Annotated in this window: 22 protein-coding genes; 11 read left to right on the forward strand and 11 right to left on the reverse strand. The window is 59.8% G+C overall.

Annotated features, from left to right (window positions below):
• Nucleotides 1-144 precede the first annotated feature (144 nt).
• The 4 genes from ACXAH3_RS04225 (at nt 145) to ACXAH3_RS04240 (ending at nt 4,416) form a co-directional block, all read left to right on the forward strand.
• The gene (locus tag ACXAH3_RS04225; RefSeq protein WP_474860810.1) at nt 145-990 is read left to right on the forward strand and encodes an AAA family ATPase; all 846 of its coding nucleotides are present in this window, start codon (nt 145-147) and stop codon (nt 988-990) included.
• A gap of 600 nt (nt 991-1,590) precedes the next feature.
• Nucleotides 1,591-3,006: a DUF2927 domain-containing protein gene (locus ACXAH3_RS04230; protein ID WP_474860811.1), complete on the forward strand. Its 1,416-nt coding sequence runs from the start codon at nt 1,591-1,593 to the stop codon at nt 3,004-3,006.
• A 54-nt stretch (nt 3,007-3,060) separates the two neighbouring features.
• Entirely contained in the window at nt 3,061-3,222 is a 162-nt protein-coding gene (locus tag ACXAH3_RS04235) for a hypothetical protein (RefSeq protein WP_474860812.1), read from the forward strand.
• A 9-nt stretch (nt 3,223-3,231) separates the two neighbouring features.
• A complete protein-coding gene (locus tag ACXAH3_RS04240) occupies nt 3,232-4,416 on the forward strand; it encodes a vWA domain-containing protein (protein WP_474860813.1) in 1,185 nt (394 codons plus the stop codon).
• Here ACXAH3_RS04240 and ACXAH3_RS04245 read toward each other — a convergent pair.
• Nucleotides 4,413-4,733 carry a DUF3817 domain-containing protein gene (locus ACXAH3_RS04245; RefSeq protein WP_474860814.1) on the reverse strand — a complete coding sequence of 107 codons (321 nt, stop codon included), beginning with the start codon at nt 4,731-4,733 and terminating at the stop codon, nt 4,413-4,415. The two genes, ACXAH3_RS04240 and ACXAH3_RS04245, sit on opposite strands and share 4 nt — an antisense overlap.
• A 137-nt stretch (nt 4,734-4,870) precedes the next feature.
• Here ACXAH3_RS04245 and ACXAH3_RS04250 point away from each other — a divergent pair, with 137 nt between their 5' ends.
• Genes ACXAH3_RS04250 through ACXAH3_RS04260 form a run of 3 tightly spaced genes read left to right on the forward strand, consistent with a single transcriptional unit; the run spans nt 4,871 to nt 6,597 of the window.
• Nucleotides 4,871-5,239 (forward strand): hypothetical protein, encoded by a 369-nt coding sequence (locus ACXAH3_RS04250; protein ID WP_474860815.1) that lies wholly within the window; start codon nt 4,871-4,873, stop codon nt 5,237-5,239.
• Complete coding sequence (locus ACXAH3_RS04255; RefSeq protein WP_474860816.1) at nt 5,236-5,877, forward strand: DedA family protein; 642 nt, start codon at nt 5,236-5,238, stop codon at nt 5,875-5,877. Before ACXAH3_RS04250 ends, ACXAH3_RS04255 begins: the two co-directional genes overlap by 4 nt.
• 39 nt (nt 5,878-5,916) lie before the next feature.
• Nucleotides 5,917-6,597 carry a M48 family metallopeptidase gene (locus ACXAH3_RS04260; RefSeq protein WP_474860817.1) on the forward strand — a complete coding sequence of 227 codons (681 nt, stop codon included), beginning with the start codon at nt 5,917-5,919 and terminating at the stop codon, nt 6,595-6,597.
• Here the strand turns inward: ACXAH3_RS04260 and ACXAH3_RS04265 are convergent.
• On the reverse strand, nt 6,594-7,142 hold the full coding sequence (locus ACXAH3_RS04265; protein WP_474860818.1) for an RSP_2648 family PIN domain-containing protein: 549 nt from the start codon (nt 7,140-7,142) through the stop codon (nt 6,594-6,596). The two genes, ACXAH3_RS04260 and ACXAH3_RS04265, sit on opposite strands and share 4 nt — an antisense overlap.
• A complete protein-coding gene (locus tag ACXAH3_RS04270; RefSeq protein ID WP_474860819.1) occupies nt 7,139-8,344 on the reverse strand; it encodes an RSP_2647 family RNA methyltransferase in 1,206 nt (401 codons plus the stop codon). Before ACXAH3_RS04270 ends, ACXAH3_RS04265 begins: the two co-directional genes overlap by 4 nt.
• A gap of 208 nt (nt 8,345-8,552) precedes the next feature.
• On the opposite strand from ACXAH3_RS04270, the gene edd reads away from it, so the two are divergent.
• The 3 genes from edd to ACXAH3_RS04285 are packed head-to-tail and all read left to right on the forward strand — an operon-like array spanning nt 8,553 to nt 11,772.
• Nucleotides 8,553-10,355: a phosphogluconate dehydratase gene (gene edd, locus ACXAH3_RS04275; RefSeq protein ID WP_474860820.1), complete on the forward strand. Its 1,803-nt coding sequence runs from the start codon at nt 8,553-8,555 to the stop codon at nt 10,353-10,355.
• Nucleotides 10,356-10,368: 13 nt separating this feature from the next.
• Entirely contained in the window at nt 10,369-11,010 is a 642-nt protein-coding gene (gene eda / locus ACXAH3_RS04280) for a bifunctional 4-hydroxy-2-oxoglutarate aldolase/2-dehydro-3-deoxy-phosphogluconate aldolase (RefSeq protein ID WP_474860821.1), read from the forward strand.
• A gap of 30 nt (nt 11,011-11,040) precedes the next feature.
• Nucleotides 11,041-11,772 (forward strand): class I SAM-dependent methyltransferase, encoded by a 732-nt coding sequence (locus ACXAH3_RS04285; protein WP_474860822.1) that lies wholly within the window; start codon nt 11,041-11,043, stop codon nt 11,770-11,772.
• Here the strand turns inward: ACXAH3_RS04285 and ACXAH3_RS04290 are convergent.
• From ACXAH3_RS04290 to cysS, 4 genes are all read right to left on the reverse strand, one after another.
• Complete coding sequence (locus ACXAH3_RS04290) at nt 11,769-12,656, reverse strand: LysR family transcriptional regulator (protein ID WP_474860823.1); 888 nt, start codon at nt 12,654-12,656, stop codon at nt 11,769-11,771. The two genes, ACXAH3_RS04285 and ACXAH3_RS04290, sit on opposite strands and share 4 nt — an antisense overlap.
• Before the next feature lie 275 nt (nt 12,657-12,931).
• Nucleotides 12,932-13,735: a squalene/phytoene synthase family protein gene (locus tag ACXAH3_RS04295; protein WP_474860824.1), complete on the reverse strand. Its 804-nt coding sequence runs from the start codon at nt 13,733-13,735 to the stop codon at nt 12,932-12,934.
• Nucleotides 13,732-15,351 (reverse strand): citramalate synthase, encoded by a 1,620-nt coding sequence (cimA, locus tag ACXAH3_RS04300; RefSeq protein WP_474860825.1) that lies wholly within the window; start codon nt 15,349-15,351, stop codon nt 13,732-13,734. The genes ACXAH3_RS04295 and cimA overlap by 4 nt, the downstream gene beginning before the upstream one ends.
• Nucleotides 15,352-15,481: 130 nt before the next feature.
• Nucleotides 15,482-16,945, reverse strand: a complete 1,464-nt coding sequence (gene cysS, locus ACXAH3_RS04305; RefSeq protein WP_474860826.1) for a cysteine--tRNA ligase — start codon at nt 16,943-16,945, stop codon at nt 15,482-15,484.
• A gap of 191 nt (nt 16,946-17,136) precedes the next feature.
• Here cysS and ACXAH3_RS04310 point away from each other — a divergent pair, with 191 nt between their 5' ends.
• Nucleotides 17,137-17,496: an MmcQ/YjbR family DNA-binding protein gene (locus tag ACXAH3_RS04310; protein WP_474860827.1), complete on the forward strand. Its 360-nt coding sequence runs from the start codon at nt 17,137-17,139 to the stop codon at nt 17,494-17,496.
• Here ACXAH3_RS04310 and ACXAH3_RS04315 read toward each other — a convergent pair.
• The 4 genes from ACXAH3_RS04315 to ACXAH3_RS04330 all read right to left on the reverse strand — a co-directional run bounded on the left by ACXAH3_RS04315 (nt 17,493) and on the right by ACXAH3_RS04330 (nt 22,546).
• Entirely contained in the window at nt 17,493-18,491 is a 999-nt protein-coding gene (locus ACXAH3_RS04315) for a TDT family transporter (RefSeq protein ID WP_474860828.1), read from the reverse strand. The genes ACXAH3_RS04310 and ACXAH3_RS04315 overlap by 4 nt on opposite strands.
• Before the next feature lie 95 nt (nt 18,492-18,586).
• Nucleotides 18,587-19,354: an HpcH/HpaI aldolase family protein gene (locus ACXAH3_RS04320; RefSeq protein WP_474860829.1), complete on the reverse strand. Its 768-nt coding sequence runs from the start codon at nt 19,352-19,354 to the stop codon at nt 18,587-18,589.
• Between the two features lie 73 nt (nt 19,355-19,427).
• The gene (locus tag ACXAH3_RS04325) at nt 19,428-20,762 is read right to left on the reverse strand and encodes a sigma-54-dependent transcriptional regulator (RefSeq protein ID WP_474860830.1); all 1,335 of its coding nucleotides are present in this window, start codon (nt 20,760-20,762) and stop codon (nt 19,428-19,430) included.
• Nucleotides 20,763-20,791: 29 nt separating this feature from the next.
• Nucleotides 20,792-22,546: a sensor histidine kinase gene (locus ACXAH3_RS04330; protein ID WP_474860831.1), complete on the reverse strand. Its 1,755-nt coding sequence runs from the start codon at nt 22,544-22,546 to the stop codon at nt 20,792-20,794.
• Between the last annotated feature and the right edge of the window lie 50 nt (nt 22,547-22,596).

A 22,596-nucleotide genomic window follows, 5' to 3' on the forward strand; every position in this document is an offset into this window, starting at 1 on the left:
ACAATCTGGGTGTTATCTGGTCAGATTACGTGCAACCAATGATTTCAGAACCATGTCGCTGCGTCAGAGCGTCCTGCCCTTGCAAAATTGACCCCCGACGTTTACCCCGTCCCGAGTTGCACGAACCGGATGTAAGGACCGAACATGACCAATCGTTTTGACGGAACCGACAGCTATGTGGCGACCGATGACCTGAAAGTCGCCGTGAACGCCGCAGTGACATTGGAACGTCCGCTTCTTGTGAAAGGCGAACCCGGCACCGGCAAGACCGAGCTGGCGCTTCAGGTCGCCAGTGCGCTGGGTGCGCGTATGATTGAGTGGAACATCAAGTCCACCACGAAGGCACAGCAGGGCCTTTACGAATACGACGCCGTGTCGCGGCTGCGCGACAGCCAGCTGGGCGACGAGCGTGTGCATGACGTGAAAAACTACATCAAGCGCGGTAAGTTGTGGGAGGCCTTCGAGGCCGACGAGCGTGTCGTCCTGCTGATCGACGAGATCGACAAGGCAGATATCGAATTTCCCAACGACCTGCTTCAAGAGCTGGATAAGATGGAGTTTCACGTCTATGAGACCGGTGAAACCATCCGTGCGAAACACCGCCCGATCATCATCATCACCTCGAACAACGAAAAGGAACTGCCCGATGCGTTCCTACGGCGCTGTTTCTTCCACTATATCCGCTTCCCTGATGCCGACACGATGGCCCGCATCGTCGAGGTCCACCACCCCGGCATCAAGCCGCGCCTGCTGACCGAGGCGCTGACCCAATTCTACGAGATCCGCGAGCAGCCGGGACTGAAGAAAAAGCCCTCGACCTCCGAGGTGCTGGACTGGCTGAAACTGCTTCTGGCCGAGGATATCGACCCGGCCGAATTGAAGCGTGACGGGGCCAATGCGCTGCCGACCCTGCATGGGGCGCTTTTGAAGAACGAACAGGACGTGCATCTGTTTGAACGGCTGGCATTTATGGCACGCGGACAGCGCTAGGCCGGTCTGAATTCAAAGCAAAACGAACTCGGGGTCAGGGCAACTTGGCCCCGTTTGTGATTCGGCGGTTTGGAGGCCAAAAGACGTCGGCGGATTTGTGCTGATTGAATTCCACCCCACAACATATTGACGAAATTTACTTTTTCCGAAGCATGAATCTGTAGAAAACCGAGTTTTTCTTGGGTTTACCACAGCAACACCCTAAGGTGGTTCGGTGCCTGGGGGGGCATGAAAACGGTGTGTTTGTATTGTTATGGGAAGCAATGCCTGCATTTCCGTTCAAAGATTGACGTGGCGCGCCGCCTTGGCGCCTTGTGACCCGTGGGACGGTCGCTGGCGCAATGGTGTGAAACGCTCAGGATCCGGGGGACATGAAACCTCTCCGCCCTGTGCAGGCTTTGTCACTTTGAACGAGACCCTGAGGTATCGGGCCCCGCCCGACAGGGATCGCGTCTGCCTGACGCGACTTAACCGGCGATCTGGGAACAGGTCGGCCGGGTGCTTGCATATAAATGGGCGACCCCGCCCGCTCCTGTCACATCACATCCGTGGTGGCCCGCCTTGGCGTTTGGTCACCGACAGTTGAGGAAGGAGCCTGATATGCGGTTATCTCGCCCATCATTTCTGATCCCGCTCGCTTTGTTCGCGGCGGGCTGTATGGCCCCTGTGTCCAATACGCATGACGCTGCGCCAGCCGCTGGCGTACAGCGCAGCGTCAGTGCGGGCGACGTGGCCACGCGGCGTGTCAGCCTGCCTTCAACCTTGCCTGCGATGAAAGCCTTTCCGACGACGAAAATCCAACGGCCCATCCGTTCGAACAGTTTGATAATGGGGGATTTTTTGGATCTAAGCTTCCAATTGGAAAGCGGCCGCCCCCTGCCCGTTCTGTCCCGATTTGAAGGCCCGATCAGCATCAGCGTCACTGGCCGTGCGCCTGCCCGGATGCAGGCCGATCTAGACCAGCTTCTGATCCGCCTGCGCCACGAGGCCGGGATCGACATTCGCCGTGGTGCCACCGCATCCGGCAACCGCATCTCGGTCGAGATGATCCCAAAGCGCAAGCTGCAAAAACACGTGCCCCATGCGGCCTGTTTTGTCGCCCCGAACGTGAGCGGCTGGGCAGATTATCTGCGCAACCGAGGGACCGCGCTGACCGACTGGACGCGGCTGCGACACCGCAAGCAAATGGCGGTGTTCATCCCATCTGATGTCAGCCCGCAAGAAATACGCGACTGCCTGCACGAGGAAATCGCCCAAGCGCTGGGCCCCGTGAATGACCTCTATCGCTTGGAAAACAGCGTCTTCAATGACGACAATTTCCATACGGTCCTGACCGGGTTCGACATGCTTATTCTGCGCGCCTACTACGCGCCCGAGCTGCAATCCGGCCAATCGCAAGCCGAGGTGGCTGAGCGCCTGCCCGCCGTGCTGGAACGCCTGAACCCCGCCGGCGGCACCGGCACCCCGCGCCTGACCCCGGCCACGCCAACCGCGTGGAAACAAGCCATCGTGGACGCTTTGGGACAGGGCAAACCAATCAAGATCCGCCAAGCTGCAGCCCGTCGCGCTGTGTCGATTGCTCGTCAAAAAGGCTGGCAGGACACGCGCATGGCGTTCAGCCTGTTTGCCTTGGGTCGTCTAAGCATGCAGACCGATAGCCAAGCCGCTTTCGCCGCCTTTAACGAGGCCGAGGCGATCTATCGCAAGCGCACGGGCACTGGACTTCACGCGGCGCATATGGGCGTACAAATGGCCGCCTATGCCCTGTCCGCAGGCCACGCGGACCACGCCATCACCACCATCGACCGCCACCTGCCCGCGGTCCGGCAGGCGCAGAATGCTGCGCTTCTGGCGACACTTCTGATGATCAAAGCCGAAGCGCTGGATCATCTGGGTCACGAAAGTGACGCTGCGCGCGTACGGCTCGACAGTTTGGGCTGGGCGCGGTATGGCTTCGGCTCGAACGCCCAAGTGGATGCGCGGCTTCAGGAAATCGCAGCCATCGCACCCGGTTAGGCATGACGTTTGGTCCTCAGAAACTACGGGGGACCGCAGGCCAAGGATGCGAAAATGATTGTTATTGTGGCTTTTCTTGCGGGCGCGGCGCTTGGCGTGTTTCGTGCGAAGAAACAAGATGGAAACCGGCTGGACATGGCGCAATATGGCGCGGTCTATGGGATCGGTTTCGCACTGGTCACCATCTTCCTGACCATCATCCTTACCCGCCCCTAAGGTCCGCCCATGTTCCTGCCTTTCTTTGAAAACCTACGCGCGGCCAATGTTCCGGTATCCTTGCGCGAATACCTCTCGTTTCTTGAGGCAATGAAGGCCGGGCTGGTCACCTATGACATCGAGGGGTTTTACTATCTCGCCCGCACCGCGATGGTGAAGGACGAGCGGAACCTAGACAAGTTCGACCGTGCCTTTGCTGCCAGTTTTGAAGGGCTCGAGGCGATCAGTGCCAAGCAGATGCTGGAAGCGGTCGACATCCCGCAGGAATGGCTGGAAAAAATGGCCGAGAAGTTCCTGACCGAGGAAGAAAAGGCCGAAATCGAGGCGCTGGGCGGTTTCGACAAGCTGATGGAAACGTTGAAAGAGCGTTTGAAGGAACAGGAAGGTCGCCACCAAGGGGGCAACAAGTGGATCGGCACGGCGGGCACCTCGCCCTATGGGGCGTATGGGTACAATCCCGAAGGCGTGCGGATCGGGCAAGATCGCTCGCGTCACCAACGCGCCGTAAAAGTCTGGGACAAGCGCGAGTTTCGCAATCTGGACGATTCCATCGAACTTGGCACCCGCAACATCAAGGTGGCCCTGAAACGTCTGCGCAACTGGGCGCGGGACGGCGCCCATGACGAGCTGGATTTGGACGGCACCATCCGTGCCACGGCAGAGCATGGCTATCTGGATGTGAAGACCCGCCCGGAACGAAGAAACGCTGTTAAAGTACTGTTATTCCTTGACGTTGGCGGATCAATGGACCCGCATATCAAAGTGGTCGAAGAGCTGTTCTCGGCCGCGCGGGCCGAGTTCAAGCATCTTGAATACTACTATTTCCATAATTGCCTGTACGAGGGCGTCTGGCGCGACAATGCCCGCCGCTGGACCGATCAAATCCCCACTTGGGATGTGCTGCGCACCTATGGCTCGGATTACAAATGTATCTTCGTGGGCGACGCGTCGATGTCGCCCTATGAAATCGCTTATCGCGGTGGTGCCAACGAGCATTGGAACGACGAAACCGGTCAGGTTTGGCTGGAACGCGCACGCGAGCAATGGCCGGACAATATGTGGATCAACCCCCTGCCCGAGCAGCATTGGCGCTATACCCAGTCCGTGCAGATGATCAGCCAAATTTTCGAAGGCCGCATGGTTCCCATGACCATCGACGGTATCGAACGCGGCATGAAAGAGCTGGGGCGTTAAGCAGCGTCGCGCAGCCGCACAGCCTCTTCTTCGCGTTTCAAATACGGATCATGCACGAAAGTGCCGAAAGGCAAGAGGCTTGCCAGAATGGCCCAGTTCACCCGCGTCATTGACAAGCCACCGTATGTCGACGCGAAGACCAGCGCGCCCATATAGGCGATGAACAGCCAGCCATGTGCCATCCCAACCAAGGGCACGATGTCCGTCATGCCGGCCCAGTATTTCAAGGGCATGGCGACGAACAGCAGCGCCAGATAGCTCCACCCCTCGATGGACGCGATTTTGCGAAACAGCCAAATGGAACGGGCTTTGGTCATGTCGGTGGTCCTTGTCGTTCGGGCTGCGCTGGAAATAGACGTGGCAGGGGTTCTGGCGAAACCCGGCGAAATGTCGCAGAAATAACGACGGAATGCCCGCTGTCATGCGTGTAACCTACACAAGAAGGAGAAATCCAGTGATCGCATCCCTGCGCCGTATGTGGGCCGCCGCGCCCGTTGCAACGGTTGTTCTGGTCGTAGCCCTGTCGGCCTCGGCCCTGTTTGGGGTGCGCACGGTCAGCGATTGGGTCTATTGGAACGATCCCAAGCATATAGACCAACCCATCGCAGGGTGGATGACCCCACGCTATGTCGCGCATTCTTGGGATGTGCCCCGCCGCGTTATGGTCGAAGCGCTGAGTTTGGACGATGAAGATCCGAAAGGACGCAATCTTAAACGCCTTGCCGAAGCGCAACGCATCCCGCTGGACGAGATCATCGCGCGGATCGAACTCGCCATTGACACGCATCGAACCACTGCGCCGGCCGAGGGCACACGGCCATGATCTCGACCGATCTCGTCTTTACGCTCTTGTCCGATTACGGCCCTTGGGTGGTCTTCGCCTCGGCCTTCCTGTCCTGCCTTGCCCTGCCCATCCCGACCTCGCTGATGATGCTGGCGGGCGGCGCCTTTGCCGCGACGGGGGATCTGGAGCTGACCTATGTAGTCGCGAGCGCCTTCATAGGCGCAGTGATCGGAGACCAAACCGGCTTTGCCATCGGGCGCTTCGGCGGCACCCCGGCGCTGGAACGTCTGGCGCGCAACCCAGCCCGCAAAGCGGTGCTGGCCAAAGCACATGCCTTTGTGGACAAGCGCGGTGGCCTGGGCGTGTTCCTGTCCACATGGGCCGTGGCGCCCCTTGGACCCTGGGTGAACTTTGCCGCCGGGGCCACTGGGCTGGGCTGGCTGCGTTTTGCCATCTGGGACATTCTGGGCGAAATCATCTGGGTCACGCTTTACGTCGGGCTGGGGTTCATGTTCGCCTCGCAGATCGAAAGCCTTGCCGAACTGATGGGCAACATCGCGGGCCTGCTGGCCGCTTTGGTGATCTCGGCTGGGGCGCTTATGTGGATCCGGGCTATGATCCGCGCGCGTGAGCGTTTGAAATCAGCAGACGGCACGACGGCGAACGCGGCCCCCTAACCCCTTCCATGCCCATGGTTTTGCCCCCATATAGGGGACATGACCAAACTTCTGCCTATCCTGCTGCCAATCCTTTACGGCCTGATCCTGTATCGCTTTTCCGTCTGGCGCACCCATCGCGAGCTGGATGCCAAATCCACCCGGCTGGCCGACCCAAAGCTGAAGGCTTTGACGGATCGCATGGCGGCCAGTTTGGATTTGGCAGACATTCCTGTGCACATCTATGAAATCCAACCGGTGAACGGGCTTGCCGCCCCGGACGGCCGGATTTTCATAACGCGCGGCTTTTATGACGAATACCTAAAGGGCCGCGTCACGGGCGAGGAACTGGCCAGTGTGATTGCGCACGAATTGGGCCACGTCGCGCTTGGCCATGCGCGCAAACGGATGATTGATTTTTCCGGCCAGAACGCCCTGCGCACGGTGCTGACGATGATGATCTCGCGCTTTTTGCCCGGGGCTGGCGTCTATGTCGCGCGCATCCTGACACGGCTGGTGGCAGCGGGGCTCAGCCGTGGCGACGAATACGAGGCCGACGCCTATGCCACTGCACTTTTGATAAAGTCGGGCATCGGGGCCGAGGGGCAGAAAAGCCTGTTTGGCAAGCTGGACGATTTAACCAAGGGGCGCGGCGGCGTCATGCCCGCGTGGCTGATGAGCCACCCAAAAACCGCTGACCGCATCGCCGCGATCGAGAAAAATCAAGCGAAATGGGTTTAGTCTAGATTTTCCAACGCTTTGCCCAGTCGAGGCAATCTTGCTTTTTTCATCAGTTTGCGCAGGGTCCAATCCTCGCCCGACAAGGTCCGGGCTTGCGACAAGACCTGATCAGCCACATCTCGGATCTGATCCGGATGGCTGTCCAGAAACGCGCGTAAAAACAGATCCGGGCCTTCACGGCGCAGCCCTTCCTCGGCCAGGGTATGGCGCGGGAAATCGGCGTTGTTCAGGGTTAGAAGCACATCCGCCCCACCCGTCACGGCAGCGGCCAGCACGTGGATGTCGTTTTCATCGGGCAGCCACAGACGCGCCTCGACGCCCGCGCCCGGCAGGACACTTGCCTTGGGCCAATGGGCGTTCAACAGCGCAATCTCGCCGCGCGCGAACGCCTCTTGTTCGGGGCCAAGACGGGCGGCTGCGCGCGCCCATTCCTCGTTTATGCGGGGCGACCACAGGGGCGTGAACAGTCCCGCTTTCGCTGCGCCCAACACCATCTCGCGCATGACGGTCGGGTAAAGAACGCAGGCGTCGATCAGAACCTTCACGGCAGAATCCGAAAGAAAAGAGATTTCAGATAGCCGCTTTCGGAAAGCTGCGGATGCATCGGGTGATCCGCCCCGGCAAAACCCGTATGGATCAACTGGCTGGCGCGCCCTGCCCGTCCGATCCCCCGGATCGAAGCATTGCGGAACTTGTCAATCGTCGCCGCATGTGAACAGGAACACAGGCCCAGATAACCGCCGGGTGCGACGAGCGGCGCGGCCAGACGCGCAATCCGTTCATAGGCACGCAAGCCGGGCTCTAACGCCTTTTTGGACGGCGCAAATGCAGGCGGATCGCAGATCACCACGTCGAATTGCGCCCCTTCGTCATTCAGCGCGGTCAGCATGTCGAACGCGTCCCCCTGACGGGTCGCGAACCGTTCAGACGCGCCCATCGCCTTAGCCCCGCCTTCGGCCAGCGTCAAAGCAGCCGCAGATCCATCCACCGCCACGGCCGAGGACGCTCCGCCCGCCAAAGCCGCCAGTGAAAACCCGCCCACATGCGAGAACACGTCAAGCACCCGCGCATCTTTCGACAGACCAGCAGCGAAGGCGTGGTTAGGGCGCTGGTCGTAAAAAAGCCCTGTTTTTTGCCCGCCCGTCAGGTCCGCCATATATGTCGCGCCGTTCATCGGCACATGGACAGGAGCCTCGGGGGCAGCACCACGTAACACGACGTTTTCAGCGTCCAGCCCTTCCAATTGCCGCGACCGGCCCAAGGCGTTTTTCAGCACATTGGTCACGCCCGTGACTTGCACCAAGGCCTCGGTCAGCTGATCCAGATGCACCTCGGCCCATGCGGCGTTGGGCTGCACGACGGCGGTATCCCCGAACCGGTCGATGATTACGCCGGGAAGGCCATCAGCCTCGGCGTGGATCAGGCGATAGAACGGAGCATCGAACAGGCGCGCGCGGTGATCCAGCGCGGATTGCAGTTTGGCTTTGAACCAATCCAAATCAATCTGCACAGCCGGATCCCGATCCAAAATCCTCGCGAAAATGCGCGAGCCGGGGGTGACGGCGACGGTGCCAATCACCTCGCGCCCTGCGTCCTCCAGCGTCGCAATGCTTCCCGCCGCGATTTTCTTGGTGCGGCGATCTGTGACCAGCTCGTTATCATAGACCCACGGCGCCCCATGCCGGATGGCGCGCGCATTGGCCTTGGGCTTCAGGCGGATCACGGGGCGGTCGGTGTCTTGGGTCATACGGGGCCTGCGAAATTCAGTGCGGTTCGCGACCTCCCTACCCCGAGGCTTTGGCAACGGAAAGGCAAAACGCGCCTGCCCTGCCCATCAACAATCTTCCTTTGCGGCAAATCGAGCTGTTGTTAGCGCTATCATTTTCTGTTATCTGAGGCACAAACAGGTTAAACTTAACCTCACGCGCAACCGTAAGCATTTGGAAAGGCAGGAAATGGCCACCCATCCGACCCTTACCGCAATCACCGACCGTATCATGGAACGCTCGCGCAAAAGTCGAGACACCTACCTGAAAAAGATCTCAGGCGCGGTCGAGGACGGGCCGCGTCGCGCCCATCTCAGCTGTTCGGGACAGGCGCATGCCTATGCGGGTGCAGGCGTGGATCAGGCCAAACTGGCCACCGAACGCGCGCCAAATATCGGGATCGTCACGGCATATAATGACATGCTTTCGGCCCATGCGCCCTTTGCGTCGTACCCCGATCTGATCAAACAGATCGCCCGCGAACAAGGCGCCACCGCGCAGGTTGCGGGCGGTGTTCCGGCCATGTGTGACGGTGTTACGCAGGGCGAAACCGGGATGGAGATGAGCCTTTTTTCTCGTGACGTGATCGCCATGGCTGCGGCCGTCGCAATGAGCCACAATACCTTTGACGCAGCGCTGTATCTGGGGGTCTGCGACAAGATCGTGCCGGGCCTGATCATTGCCGCCGCCAGCTTTGGTCACATCCCGACCGTGTTTCTGCCTGCGGGGCCCATGACCTCGGGCATCACAAACGATGAAAAGGCCGAAACCCGCAAGCGGTTTGCCACAGGCGACGCCACACGGGCAGAGCTGATGGCGTCCGAGATGGCCGCCTATCACGGCCCCGGCACCTGCACCTTCTATGGCACAGCGAACACCAATCAGATGCTGATGGAGTTCATGGGCCTGCACCTGCCCGGCGCATCCTTTGTGACACCCGGCACCCCCCTGCGTGACGCCCTGACCGCCGAGGGCACCCGCCGTGCGCTTCAAATCGCCCATGGCACCGAACAATTCACCCCTGTCGGCCATGTGCTTGACGAAAAAGCCTTTGTAAACGGGCTGGTTGGGCTGATGGCGACGGGCGGCTCGACAAATCTTGTGCTTCACCTGCCCGCCATGGCGCGCGCCGCTGGTGTGATCCTGACGCTTGAAGACTTCGCCGACATCTCGGCTTTGGTGCCCCTGATGGCACGGGTCTATCCCAACGGGCTGGCCGACGTGAACCATTTTCACGCAGCCGGCGGATTGGGCTATATGATCGGCAACCTTCTGGAAGAAGGCCTGCTGCATCCCGACGCGACCACCAACGCAGGCGACCTGACCGCCTATGCGCAAGAGGCAAAGCTGGACGGCGACCGCGTTCGTTGGGAACCTGCACCCCGCGAAAGCCTGAACGACAAGATCCTGCGTCCTGCCAGCGATCCGTTCCAGAAAACCGGAGGCCTATCGCAGCTTTCGGGCAATCTGGGTCAAGGCGTGATCAAAATCTCTGCCGTCGACCCCGAGCGTCACGTGATCGAGGCCCCCGCCCGTGTTTTTCACGACCAGGCAAGCGTCAAGACAGCGTTCAAAGCGGGCGAATTGACGGGCGACATTATCTTTGTGGTCCGCTTCCAAGGCCCCCGCGCCAATGGCATGCCAGAACTGCATGGCCTGACCCCGATCCTGTCGGTTCTACAAGGGCGAGGCCAACAGGTTGCACTGGTAACAGACGGGCGCATGTCTGGTGCCTCGGGCAAAGTGCCCGCGGCCATTCACGTGGCCCCTGAAGCGGCTGATGGCGGTCCCATCGCACGCATCCGGGACGGTGACATCATCCGGCTTGACGCCACCAATGGCACGCTAGAGGTTCTGACCGAAGGCGCAACAGACCGTGCCGCAGTTCAGGTGGACCTAACCGACAATGGCGACGGCTGCGGCCGCGAACTCTTTGAAACCTTCCGTCGCGCCGCACGTCCGGCGACCGAAGGCGCAACATCGATATTCTAACGGAGACAGCGAAATGACCCCCGAAATGGCAAGTACCATCGCCGAAGAAATCTGCCGCTTGGCCCCTGTGGTACCTGTGCTGGTGGTGAAGGACGTGGCCCATGCCGCCCCCTTGGCGCAAGCCTTGGTCAAGGGCGGACTGCCCGCGCTCGAGGTCACTTTGCGCACTCCAGTGGCGCTGGACGTGATCCGTGAGATGGCCCAGATCGAAGGCGGCATGGTCGGCGCGGGTACGCTTTTGACCTCGCAGGACGTTGAAAACGCAAAGAAAGCCGGTGCAACCTTCGGCGTATCCCCCGGCGCGACCGACCGGCTGCTGGACGCGTGCGAGGCCAACGACCTGCCGCTTCTGCCCGGCGCGACGTCGGCATCTGAAAGCATGCGACTGCTGGAACGCGGCTATTCGGTGCAAAAGTTTTTCCCCGCCGAGGCCGCAGGCGGCGCGCCCTTCCTGAAATCGCTCGCCTCGCCCCTGCCGCAGATCCGCTTCTGCCCCACCGGAGGCGTCAGCTTGAAGAATGCCATGGACTATCTGTCGTTGCCCAACACGCTTTGCGTCGGCGGGTCTTGGGTGGCCCCGGGCGATCTGGTCGAAGCAGGCGATTGGACCGGGATCGAAACCCTTGCCGCCGAGGCCGCTGCGCTGAAAACCTGACATCCCGAGCGTGGCTTGCTATGATCCGGCATGGCCGCAAAATATGACAGTATTGGCATCGACTATGCGCAGTTGCGCAAGCCCGACCCGCGCATTGCGGCGCGGATCGAAGTCGCTTTGGGCGATGCCCGGACCATTCTGAATGTCGGCGCCGGGGCCGGCTCCTATGAACCTAAGGGGCGCACCGTAACCGCCATCGAGCCCTCGGCCAAGATGATCGCACAGCGCTTACCCACCCCCACCCATGTGGTGCAGGGTGTGGCGGAAGATCTGCCCTTTGACGACAACAGTTTCGACGCTGCGATGGCCGTTTTGACCATCCACCACTGGACCGACCAAGCCAAAGGCCTGTCCGAGATGCGGCGCGTCACCAAAGGGCCACTGGTCATCCTGACCTACGACCCGGCGTTTCGCGATTTCTGGTTGCTGGATTACATCCCGCAACTGGCCGCGCTTGATGATGGGCAGATGCCGCCGATGAATGCCTATGCCGGCTGGTTGGGCAAGGTAACGATAACGCCGCTGCCGATCCCCCACGACTGCACGGACGGGTTTCTGGCCGCGTATTGGCGCAGGCCCGACGCCTATCTGGATCCACGTATCCGCGCCGCTATGTCGTCTTTCCACGCAATCAAAGACATCACGCCAGAACTGTCCCGGTTGGCCAGCGATCTGGCAGATGGGACATGGGAACGTCGCAACGCGGACCTGCTGAGGCTCACGGAACGCGACTGCGGCTATCGTTTGGTTACAACACGTTAATTCGCCATCTCCTCGGCCCCTTTGCGTCGCAACCAGTTGCGGAACGTCGCAGCATTCTGGGTCACGGCACTGGGACGGGTAACGATATAATAGCCAAGCTCGGACTGCGAAATGCGATAGAGCGACACGACCACCCCGGCCTGAAGCTGTGCTTCAATCAGGGATCTGGGCTGCACCGAAACCCCCAGCCCCGCCGACACCGCCGAGGACACAAGATCGCTGGACTGCATCATGGTCATTTTCACATCATCCAGATCAATCCCTTCTTCTTCAACGATCCTGCGACGCTCCATCATGTGATCTTCCATCACCCAAGGCAGGTCCACCAGATCCGATAGGCTGTTCACCTGCCGCCCTTGCACCAAATCGGGATGAGCGACGACGACAAATTCGCCATCGGTTAGAAGCTCGGCCTCAAGACCCGGCCAGTTGCCATCGCCATAGCGCACCGCCAGATCCACCCCATCGCGGCGCAGGTCCACCAAATCCGCGCTGGGATTGATGTTGATCTGGATCTCAGGGTGTTCAGCCCAGAAAGACCCGATCCGGGGCATCAACCAATGCGATGCAAAGGCAGGCGTGACCGAGATCTGGACCGCCCGATCCTGCCCCCGCTGTCGAATCTGATCGACCCCGTCTGCGATGGTCGCAAACCCGAGCCCAAGATTTTCCGCCAACAGTCGCCCTGCATCGGTCAACGCCATGCCGCGCCCCTGCCGCAGCAACAGAGGTTCGCCCAAATCCTCTTCCAACTTGCGAACATGCTGGCTGATCGCCGCATGTGTAACGTTTAGCTCGCGCGCTGCTTCGCTTAGGTTTTGGTGCCGCGCGGCAGCCTCAAAAGCACGCAAAGTGGCAAGGGATGGCACAGATCTCCAATCCATATTGTTACCTCAGCTTACATTATGAAAATCATACTGCTTTGCCAAACGCGGCCCATCAACCCTATTTTCATACAAAGACGCAGATATAAGGGAGAGCGAACATGATCTCGATACTTTCAAATACATTCCGCACAGCGACACGGACCGATCACCGCACAGATGGGCAGAGACCCACATTCAGGGACGAACGGAAGGTGCAGAACGACAGCCAAGTCCGTGCCGAAAAAGAGCTTCGTCGCTGGCATCGAAAGTGGTTTGCAGGCTAAGCGCGTGGCCTACCAGCGGCCGGTTAGACCCAACCACAGCATATGGCCACGCCGGGCAATCTCGGCGCGGCCAAGCGTGCCTTCCCCAACCAGCGCGGGCTGTCTCAAAGCCTGTTTCAGAATCCCACGCGCCCGCCATGCGCTGCGCAAGGTGGGATTTCCACGCCTGCCCAAACTCGCACGCGCAGTGCTGAGCTGGCTCAGCCCGTGTGCGCAAAGCTCTTGAATTGTGCCAACATCCGGCACCACATGCCCCCGCCCGGCCTTGGCCAATGCAGGTTGGGCCAAAAGCCAGTTTGCCAGCCCGGCGGCCTCGCCCAGATCTTCCAGCGCGGTGTCGACCTCGTAATCGCCGGCAAACTCGGTCATACCGCAAAGCTGCCCGCCCGCCAGCATCAACGCACCCGAAGTTGCCCGCAAATAGGCGCGGATGTCTTCGACGCTTTGGGCCGGATTGCCCTGCACATCGCCCTCGCGTGCTTCAATGATACGCAGCAAAGGCGCGGCCCGCATGTCGCCCCAAATCACCAGCTGTGACAGCGGCGTCGCCACGTCGTGACGCGGGGATTCGGTCCCGTCCTCTGCCGCCGTGATCACGTCGCGCCAGAACTGAAGCCGGATCAGCGAGACCATGGGTTCCTGCGACATGTAAGGGGCGCGGGCGACTTCCAGATTGAACGCATAAAGCGGGAAAAGCCGCTTTCGTTCCTCGACCGAGCCGCTCATCACCGCCAGAAAACGATCCGGGTCACCATTCATCACCTGCTCGGCGCAGGCAGCGATGGGGTCGTAATCGTCCGGCGCATCCGTCATGCGGGACTTGCCCCATCACGCAGAAGTTTCCAGATGATCGCGTCCAAAAGCGCCTCGAACGAAGCATCGACTATGTTAGGACTGACGCCCACCGTCGACCAGCGATGTCCCGCTGCGTCTTCGCTGTCGATGATGACACGGGTCTGCGCCTCGGTCCCACCTTGAGTGATACGCACTTTAAAATCAACCAGTTGCATGTCTTCGATGATCGCCTGATACGGCCCCAGATCTTTAGCCAGCGCTTTGGCCAACGCGTTCACCGGGCCACGATCCGTGCCCGAGGCATCTACGCTTTCCGACACGGACAATTTCTTTTCCTCACCGATTTTTACGACCACGATCGCCTCGGACAGGCTGATCATCTGGTTGCGCTTATTTTTGCGCCGCTCGACCGTGACCTTATAGCGTTTCACTTCGAAGAATTGCGGCAGCTGGCCCAGAACATCGCGCGCGACCAGCTCGAAACTGGCTTGCGCACCGTCATAAGCATAGCCCTGATCTTCGCGCTCTTTCACACGGTTCAGGATTTCGCCCAGTCGCGGATCGCCCTTTTCAACGTCGATCCCGGCATCAGCCAGACGGGCGCGCAGGTTCGACTGCCCGGCCTGATTGGACATCGGCACGATGCGTGTGTTGCCCACGGTCTCGGGCGGGATGTGTTCATAGGTGGTCGGGTCTTTCAAAATCGCCGACGCGTGCAGCCCCGCCTTATGCGCAAAGGCCGATGCGCCAACGAAAGGCGCCGACTTGTTCGGCACGCGGTTCAGGATGTCATCCAGCTGACGCGAGACTTTGGTGATCCGCTCCAGAGCGTCCTTGGACACCCCCGTTTCAAACTGACTGACATAGGGTTCTTTGGTCAGCAGAACCGGGATAAGCGTCGTCAGGTTGGCGTTTCCGCAGCGCTCGCCCAGCCCATTCAGCGTACCTTGCACCTGACGTGCGCCTGCGTCGATGGCGGCCAGCGAACAGGCCACCGCATTGCCCGTATCGTCATGGGTGTGGATGCCCAGATGGTCTCCGGGGATGCCTGCGGCGACAACAGCTTTGGTGATCTCGTGCACTTCATGGGGAAGCGTTCCACCATTGGTGTCACACAGAACAACCCAACGCGCACCGGCATCATAGGCGGCTTTCACACAGGTCAGCGCGTAATCAGGATTGGCCTTGTACCCGTCAAAGAAATGCTCGGCATCATAGAGCGCCTCGCGACCTTCTTTGACCATGTAAGCCATTGTCGCACGGATGTTTTCCACGTTTTCGTCCAGCGTGATGCCAAGCGCCGTGGTGACGTGGAAATCGTGGCTTTTGCCCACCAGACAGACGGCAGACGTGCCCGCGTTCATCACGCCCGCAAGCACATCGTCATTTTCAGCCGAGTACCCTGCCCGCTTGGTCATGCCAAAGGCAGTAAAGGTCGCGCGGGTCTTGGGCGCTGCGTCGAAAAAGTCGCTGTCGGTCGGGTTCGCCCCGGGCCAACCGCCTTCGATGTAATCTATACCAAGCGCGTCGAGGGCCGTGGCGATCTGTTGTTTCTCAGCTAGCGAAAATTGAACCCCTTGGGTTTGCTGGCCGTCGCGGAGAGTGGTGTCGTAGAGATAGAGGCGTTCGGTCATAGAAAATGCCCTCGATAAGTTCCGTCCGGCCGACAGGCCGGACAGCGCCCGACCCTCCCACAGAAATCTATGGCGGGAGGGCGCTTCGCACCCACCCAGGGTCGTGCGCTGTCCTTAGTGAAATTCAGCATCACAGACCCTCCAGTTTGGAAGGATCGAAACCCGGACCGGGCTCAAGCTCGACGCCCTCCTTGGACATGCGAATTTGCACGCCTGCCTCGGTCAGCGCGGCCTTTAGCGTGTCAACGGTGGTGAAGTCTTTGGTTTCCATCGCGGCCACGCGAGTCTCGTGGAGCTTTTGCGCCAACGATCCCAAATCGATTGGTTGAACGAAACCTTCGATCTTTACGCTAAATGTTGGTGAATAAACTGCAGACATACTCCCCACAATTCCCTTCCAATCCCAGGCCCCTAAATCATTTGAGAGGATCCCTAGAAATCTTGCGGATGCTAGCAGCAAGGAAACTTCATTTCGCTTTGCCAGCTTGTGCAATTCGGCCAAGGCACCTGCCGTGTTTAAGTCATCCGCCACCGCAGCCACAACGGCAGGCGAAGGCTTCGGTGCTGGTTCAACACCATCGGTCAATTTGCGCCACTTGCGCAGGGTCGCCTCAGCCTCGACCCGCTTCTTCTCGGTCCAATCCATCGGCTTGCGATAATGCGTACCCAAGAACACAAGGCGGATGACTTCACCCGGCACGCCTTGCTCCAGCAAATCAAGCACAGTGAAGAAATTGCCCAGCGACTTGGACATCTTCTTGCCTTCGACCTGCAACATCTCGTTATGCAGCCAATAGCGCGCGAATTGCCCTTCCGGGTGGGCGCAGCAGGATTGCGCAATCTCGTTTTCGTGGTGCGGGAACTGAAGGTCGTTACCGCCACCATGAATGTCGAACGACGCCCCAAGCAGGTCGTGGCTCATGGCGGAACACTCGATATGCCAGCCCGGACGGCCGCGACCCCACGGGCTGTCCCAGCCGGGCAGATCATCGGTGGATGGCTTCCACAGCACGAAATCCATCGGATCGCGTTTGTTGTCCGCGATTTCAACCCGCGCGCCTGCAATCATATCATCAACCGAACGGCCCGATAGTTGACCGTAATCGTCATAGCTTTTGACCGAGAACAGCACATGTCCTGCCCCGTCAGGGTAGGCATGACCCTTGGCGATCAAATCCTCGATCATGTCGATCATTGGCTGAATGAACTCGGTCGCGCGGGGCATCATGTCGGGATCCATCGCCCCCAGCACGCGCATATCGTTCAGATACCAGTCGATCGTCTCGTTCGAGCGTTCGTGGACCAGTTCTTCCAACGTGCCCTTGGCACCCGCTTCCTTACGCGCCAGCGCGGTCGCGTTGATCTTGTCATCCACGTCGGTGAAGTTGCGCACATAGGTCACATGATCCGGCCCATAGACATGGCGCAGCAGCCGATAGAGGACGTCGAACACCACAACCGGGCGCGCGTTGCCAAGATGGGCGCGGTCATACACGGTCGGCCCACAGACATACATGCGGACGTTTTCGGGGTCGATCGGGATGAAGTCCTGCTTCTCCCGTGCCATCGTGTTATAAAGCTTGATGTCCGTCATGTTGTCCTCGTGCGTCCGCGCATAGGTGATCTCGCGGCGGGCTTACCAAGTTCCTGACATGTATGGAATAGAAGAACGGCCCGCCTGAGTATCTCAGTGGGTAATGCAGCAGATAATGATGTTGCTTTTCCGTGTCATGGGAGCACGCTAGCACCCTTCCCCGCGCCTGCCAAGCGGGTTATCGTGCCCGCATGTCACGCGAGACTGTGAACAAAATTTGTGGCGCACTTCCGGGTGCCGAGTGGTCAGAGCCATTTGGGCCGGGGCACGATGTGTGGAAAGTGGGCGACAAGATTTTCGCGGCGATGGGGGCGAAAACTCCCGGAGTGTCGGTGAAAACGCCCGATATCGAGACCGCATCCATGTTGATTGAGTCCGGCGTCGGCGTCAAAGCGCCCTATTTTCACCGTTCATGGGTGAACCTGCCGTTCGACACGGACCCGGAAGAGCTGATCCACCGGATCCGCCGATCCTATGCACTGGTACGGGCCAGCCTGACCAAGAAGGTACAAGTCGCCCTGCCCGATTTCGACGATCAGGCCACAAATTAAGCCTGCGCCGCGTTGGTTTTCATCGCCAAGATGCCCTTCGACCACATCATCAGAACCTTAAAGGCGATGGGTGGGATGATCAGGCTGGCCGCCACAAGGCTAAGCCCCGCTATGATGCGCAGCACGTCAGATCCTGTCGCCACGGCGGCGATTTGCATCAGGGTGCAAAATGCCGCCAGCGGGAAGGTGAACGCGCCCCAGAGCGGGCTGAACCCGGCTGTGGTCAACCAGCGGGCACGCAGGACAAGAAAGCTCAGCAGCACGACGGCCAAGAGGCTTAGCACATAGGCGATCTGAACCTGACCGATCAGGAAGGCGACCGTTCCCAAGACGCTCGCGGGCGCCAGATGGATCGCCAGAAGCGGACGCAAGGGCGGCGGGACGTCCGCGCGGATGAACTGCGCAAGGCTGGCGCCCCAAATGGCCAGCGCGATGGCAAGGCTGATCCAGAAGACGACCGCGGAATAGGCTTGCAGCCCAAGTGGCAGCGCGGCCAGCGGGCTTAGGATGAAGCCCACAAAAATCAGGTGCCAGACAGGTGTGACAGACCGCGCCTCGACCGGGCCGGTGATCAGGCGGTGTGCCACGCGTATGACCACGACAATATGGGCGGCCAATGCCAGACCAAAGATGATCGTCGCCATAGTGGCCGAGAACGGTACCACCGTGGCCGCCATCAAGTATCCCGACAGCACCATCGCAATGATACCTGCGCGGCCTGGCAAAATCTTCAAGTCTTCGCCAAACGTGGATGCGCGTTGGATTAACTTCGCCACGTAAGCCACTAGACAAAATAAATAAAGTAGCGTAACGGCCCCAAGTATCATATCCCCGAATGCCCCCGATACGCCGAACCCGTCAGCAGCGCGGCGCCATGCCAAACCCAGCCCAAACGCGCCCATGATGGGCGGAAAGATCGCCGGAGGCGTTCGTTGAAACAGGCGTGTCTTTTCAGGAATGGGCGGCGGAGGCGGGAAAAAGGGCGGTTTGCTCATGCGGGATCCTTTCGGCTTTCCCTGATGTAACGCGCGACAAGACGGCGCGAAAGCCCGCCCAAGGCGTGCTATTGTCGCATCATGCCCCGCCTATGTCAGTCGCTGACCGCGTTTCGCGCGTCCGAGAGCGTCTGATGCACCGCTGCCCGCAGGATCGAGGCCTCGGACCCAACCCCAAGGAACGTCACCCCCAGATCACGGTAATACGCGAAGTTCGCGCTGTCATAATGCAGAATGCCCGCCGCCTTCCCCGCCGCGCGGATCGTGGCAATCGCCGCTTTCACATCTGGGTGGCCCGGATTGCCGCGATGGCCCATATCGGCGGACAGGTCTGCCGGGCCGATAAATACGCAGTCGACGCCCTCGACCGCGGCAATCTCGTCCAAATTCTCCATCGCCAGACGGGTTTCTGCCTGAACGATCAGGCAGACTTCGTCATTGATATTGCTGCCATAATCCGCAACGCGGCCCCAACCCGAGGCCCGCGCCACCATCGCCCCCATGCCGCGCCGCCCTTCCGGGGCATAACGCGTCGCCGCGACCATCTGGCGGGCGTGATCTGCTGTGTCGACCATCGGCACCAGAACGCTCTGCGCGCCCAGATCAAGGACTTGCTTGATCACCCAATCCTCGCCGATGGGAACGCGCACGATGGGGTGGCTGTCATAGCCCGTCATCGCCCGCAGCTGGTTTTGGATCGTGACCGGATCATAGGGCGCGTGTTCGCCATCAATCAGGCACCAATCAAACCCTGCCGCTGCCACGATTTCCGTGGCGGACACGTCGCCAAGGTTGAGCCACAGACCAATTTGCATGTCGTCTGCGGCCAAGTTCTTTTTCAGTGCGTTGGGTGATGCTGGCACTGCGCCCTCCATTGCTTAACATCGCAACAATAGGCTAGAACATCCCCACGCGTCCGGCAAGACTTTCCGTCGACTAGCTTAGGTAATCCGAGCGCTGAAGCCCGTATTTCGCCATCTTCTCGTTCAGGGTTCGGCGCGGCAGGCACAGCTCGTCCATTACGCCCACAATGGACCCTTTATGACGCCGCATCGTGTTGTCGATCAACATTCGCTCAAACGCTTCTACGTATTCTTTCAAGGGCTTACCCTCGGTCGTCATGACGGGCTGGACCTCTTCATGGTCCGACATCAGAAGCGACGAGATCGTGCCCGAGCCGCGACGCGATTGCAGCACGGCGCGTTCAGCGATGTTTTCAAGCTGGCGGATGTTGCCCGGCCACGGGGCTTGCAAAAGCTGCGCGGCCTCTTGCGCGCTGACACCCGGCGCTGCACAGCCATATTCGTCAGCGAACTGGTCTGCGAAGACGGTAAAAAGCATCAGGATGTCTTCCCCGCGCTGGCGCAGCGGCGGCAGAGTGATCTTCATGGCCGCAAGGCGATAGAACAGATCGGGACGTAAGCAATCCTCGCAGGTTTTGCCCTGCTCTTGCAGATTGCAGATCGCCACCACGCGGGTCTCAGCCGGGCTGCCCTGATCATTCATCCATGTCAGCAAACGGGCCTGAAGCCCCATCGGCATGCTTTCGATATCTTCCAGAACCAGCGTGCCGCCGCGGGCTTCCTCGACCAGAGGAATCGCGCCGCCTTCGTCAATCGGGCCAAAGAAACGACGGGTCAGTTCGTCTTCTTCGACACCTGCGCAAGAGGTCACGACAAAGCGTTTCCCTGCCTTAGCGCCAACTGCGTGCAACGCGTGGGCCACAAGGGTTTTGCCGGTGCCGGTTTCGCCCTCGATCAGCACATGACCATCAGATTGACCGATGTCCAAAATGTCTTCGCGCAAGCGCGACATGACCGGGGACGCGCCGATCAGTTTTTTCATAATGGTCGAGCCATCGCCCAGCTCGCGCCGAAGCGCGCGGGCATCCATCGCCATACGGCGCTTATGGGTCGCGGTTTTCACCAGTTTGGTCAGTTGATCCGGGTTGAACGGCTTTTCAAGGAAATCATAAGCGCCCACGCGCATCGCCTCGACCGCCATCGGCACGTCGCCGTGACCCGTGATCATGATCACCGGAAGGCTGCTGTCCTGGCTCATCAGCTTCTTCAGAAAGCCCATGCCATCCAGTCCCGGCATCCGAATGTCGGACACCACAATGCCCGGAAAATCCGGCCCAATGGACTTCAGCGCATCCTCGGCGGATGGGAACGTGTCGGTTTCAAAACCCGACAGGGACAACCATTGAGAAATGGACTGTCGCATATCCTGTTCGTCATCGACGATTGCGATTTTTATTGCCTGTGCCATGGCGCCCTCCTGCGTGCGCTTCTTTTCTGCTATTCAGCAGCTTCGATATCGGCGTCTTCAGCCTTTAAGATAGGAAGCTCGACCTCGAATACAGCCCCCCCGTCCTGACCATTGCGCGCGGTCAGCCGTCCGCCAAGGTCAGACACGATGCCCGACGAGATCGCCAGACCCAGCCCGACCCCGTCACCCGGGGCCTTGGTGGTGTAGAAGGGTTCAAATAGACTGTCCAAATCGTCCACGCCGTTTCCGTTGTCACGCACCGTAACCAAGGCATAGTCGCCAAGGCTGACGATGATATCGACCTGTGGCAGCTCGACCGATTTGGTCGCATCCAGTGCATTTCGCAGCAAATTGATCAGGACTTGCTCAAGACGCAACCGATCGCCCATCACCATCACCGGATCGCGCGGAATATTGCGCGTGATGCGGACTTCGCGACGTTTCAGCTGCGGTTCCATCATCGACAGGGCCGAGGATACGCAGTCGCGCACATCCATCGGCTCGAAGGAATCGCCGCCCTTGCGGGCATAGGATTTCAGCTGGCGTGTAATCGCGCCCATACGTCCGATCAGATCGTCGATCCGCTGGAAGCTGGAAAGCGCTTCATCGGGCCGTTTTCGCTGTAACAACAGGCGCGCACCCGCCAGATAAGTTTTCATCGCCGCAAGCGGTTGATTCAATTCGTGACTGACCGCCGCCGACATCTCACCCAATGCCGCCAGTTTCGAGCTTTGGGCCAGCGTTTGCTCCGCCACTTGCAGGTTTTCCTCGGCGCGTTTGCGCTCGGCGATCTCGCGTTGCAGGGCAATGTTCAGCTGGCGAAGCTCGGCGGATTCCTGTGCGAACTCGGCGCTGCGCCATTGGGCACGACGGCTGATCAGATAGAAGAGTAGCGACAGAAGCATTGCGAAGGTCATGATTTCCAAAGACAGAACCGTGTTCACCTTTTCGCGGACCGAGGCATATGAGGTAAACGACGTCATCCGCCAGCCTTGGAACGGCACACGGGTTTCGTGGCGCATCACCGACTCGCCCATATACAAAACATCCGTCGGCAGGCCCGACCAGTCGATGGTTTGGCGGGCCGAGCGGCGGATGGCCTCAGGCGCCGACACGGTTGCCAGCGCCTCGCCTTCCAGTTTGCCCCGCCAGCGCGGCTCGGTGGACAGAATCACATTACCTTCGCTGTCGGTGACCAATACCGCATCCGAAATACCGGCCCAGCTGGTTTCGAACTTGCGCAGGTCCACACCCACGACGATCACACCCAGCAGACGCCCCGCCTGTTCGATCTTGCGGGAATAGGTAAAGACATATTGTCCGGAATCGGTCTGTACCGTGGTAAAAACAGTGTCGTTGCTGCGCAGCGCTTCGATAAAATAGGGATCGGATCGGTGCTGCGAGCCCAGAATTTCGCGATTTGTGGTGGCCACCGCCCGCCCGTCACGGTCCAAAAGCAAAAGCGACGCGGCCTCGATTTCATCAAGATAGGAAATCAAACGTGCGGTGCTTTGCGAATAGTCCGACGTGTTCAGCGCTGAAATCAGAGCGGGATCGCGCGACAGCAACAGCGGAACGACGGAATTTCTCTGAAGTTCGCTAATCAGGTTGCCGGAATAAAGCGCCACGCGCAGTTCCGCCCGGTTTCGGGTGGTTTCCGTGTAGCGCTCGGTCAGAAGTTGGTTCGAGACATAGACAACCGCGACGGCCAGTGTGATCAGGACGATCAGCACCAGCCGGGCGCGTATGCTAACCCCAGGGCGCGGCGGCCGCGGGGTGGGCATGGTCTGTGTGGTCTCATCCCCCATAGGGGAAAGATAGGGCGCATCCCGCC

The sequence above is a fragment of the Aliiroseovarius sp. ABM4_368 genome, assembly GCF_056161205.1.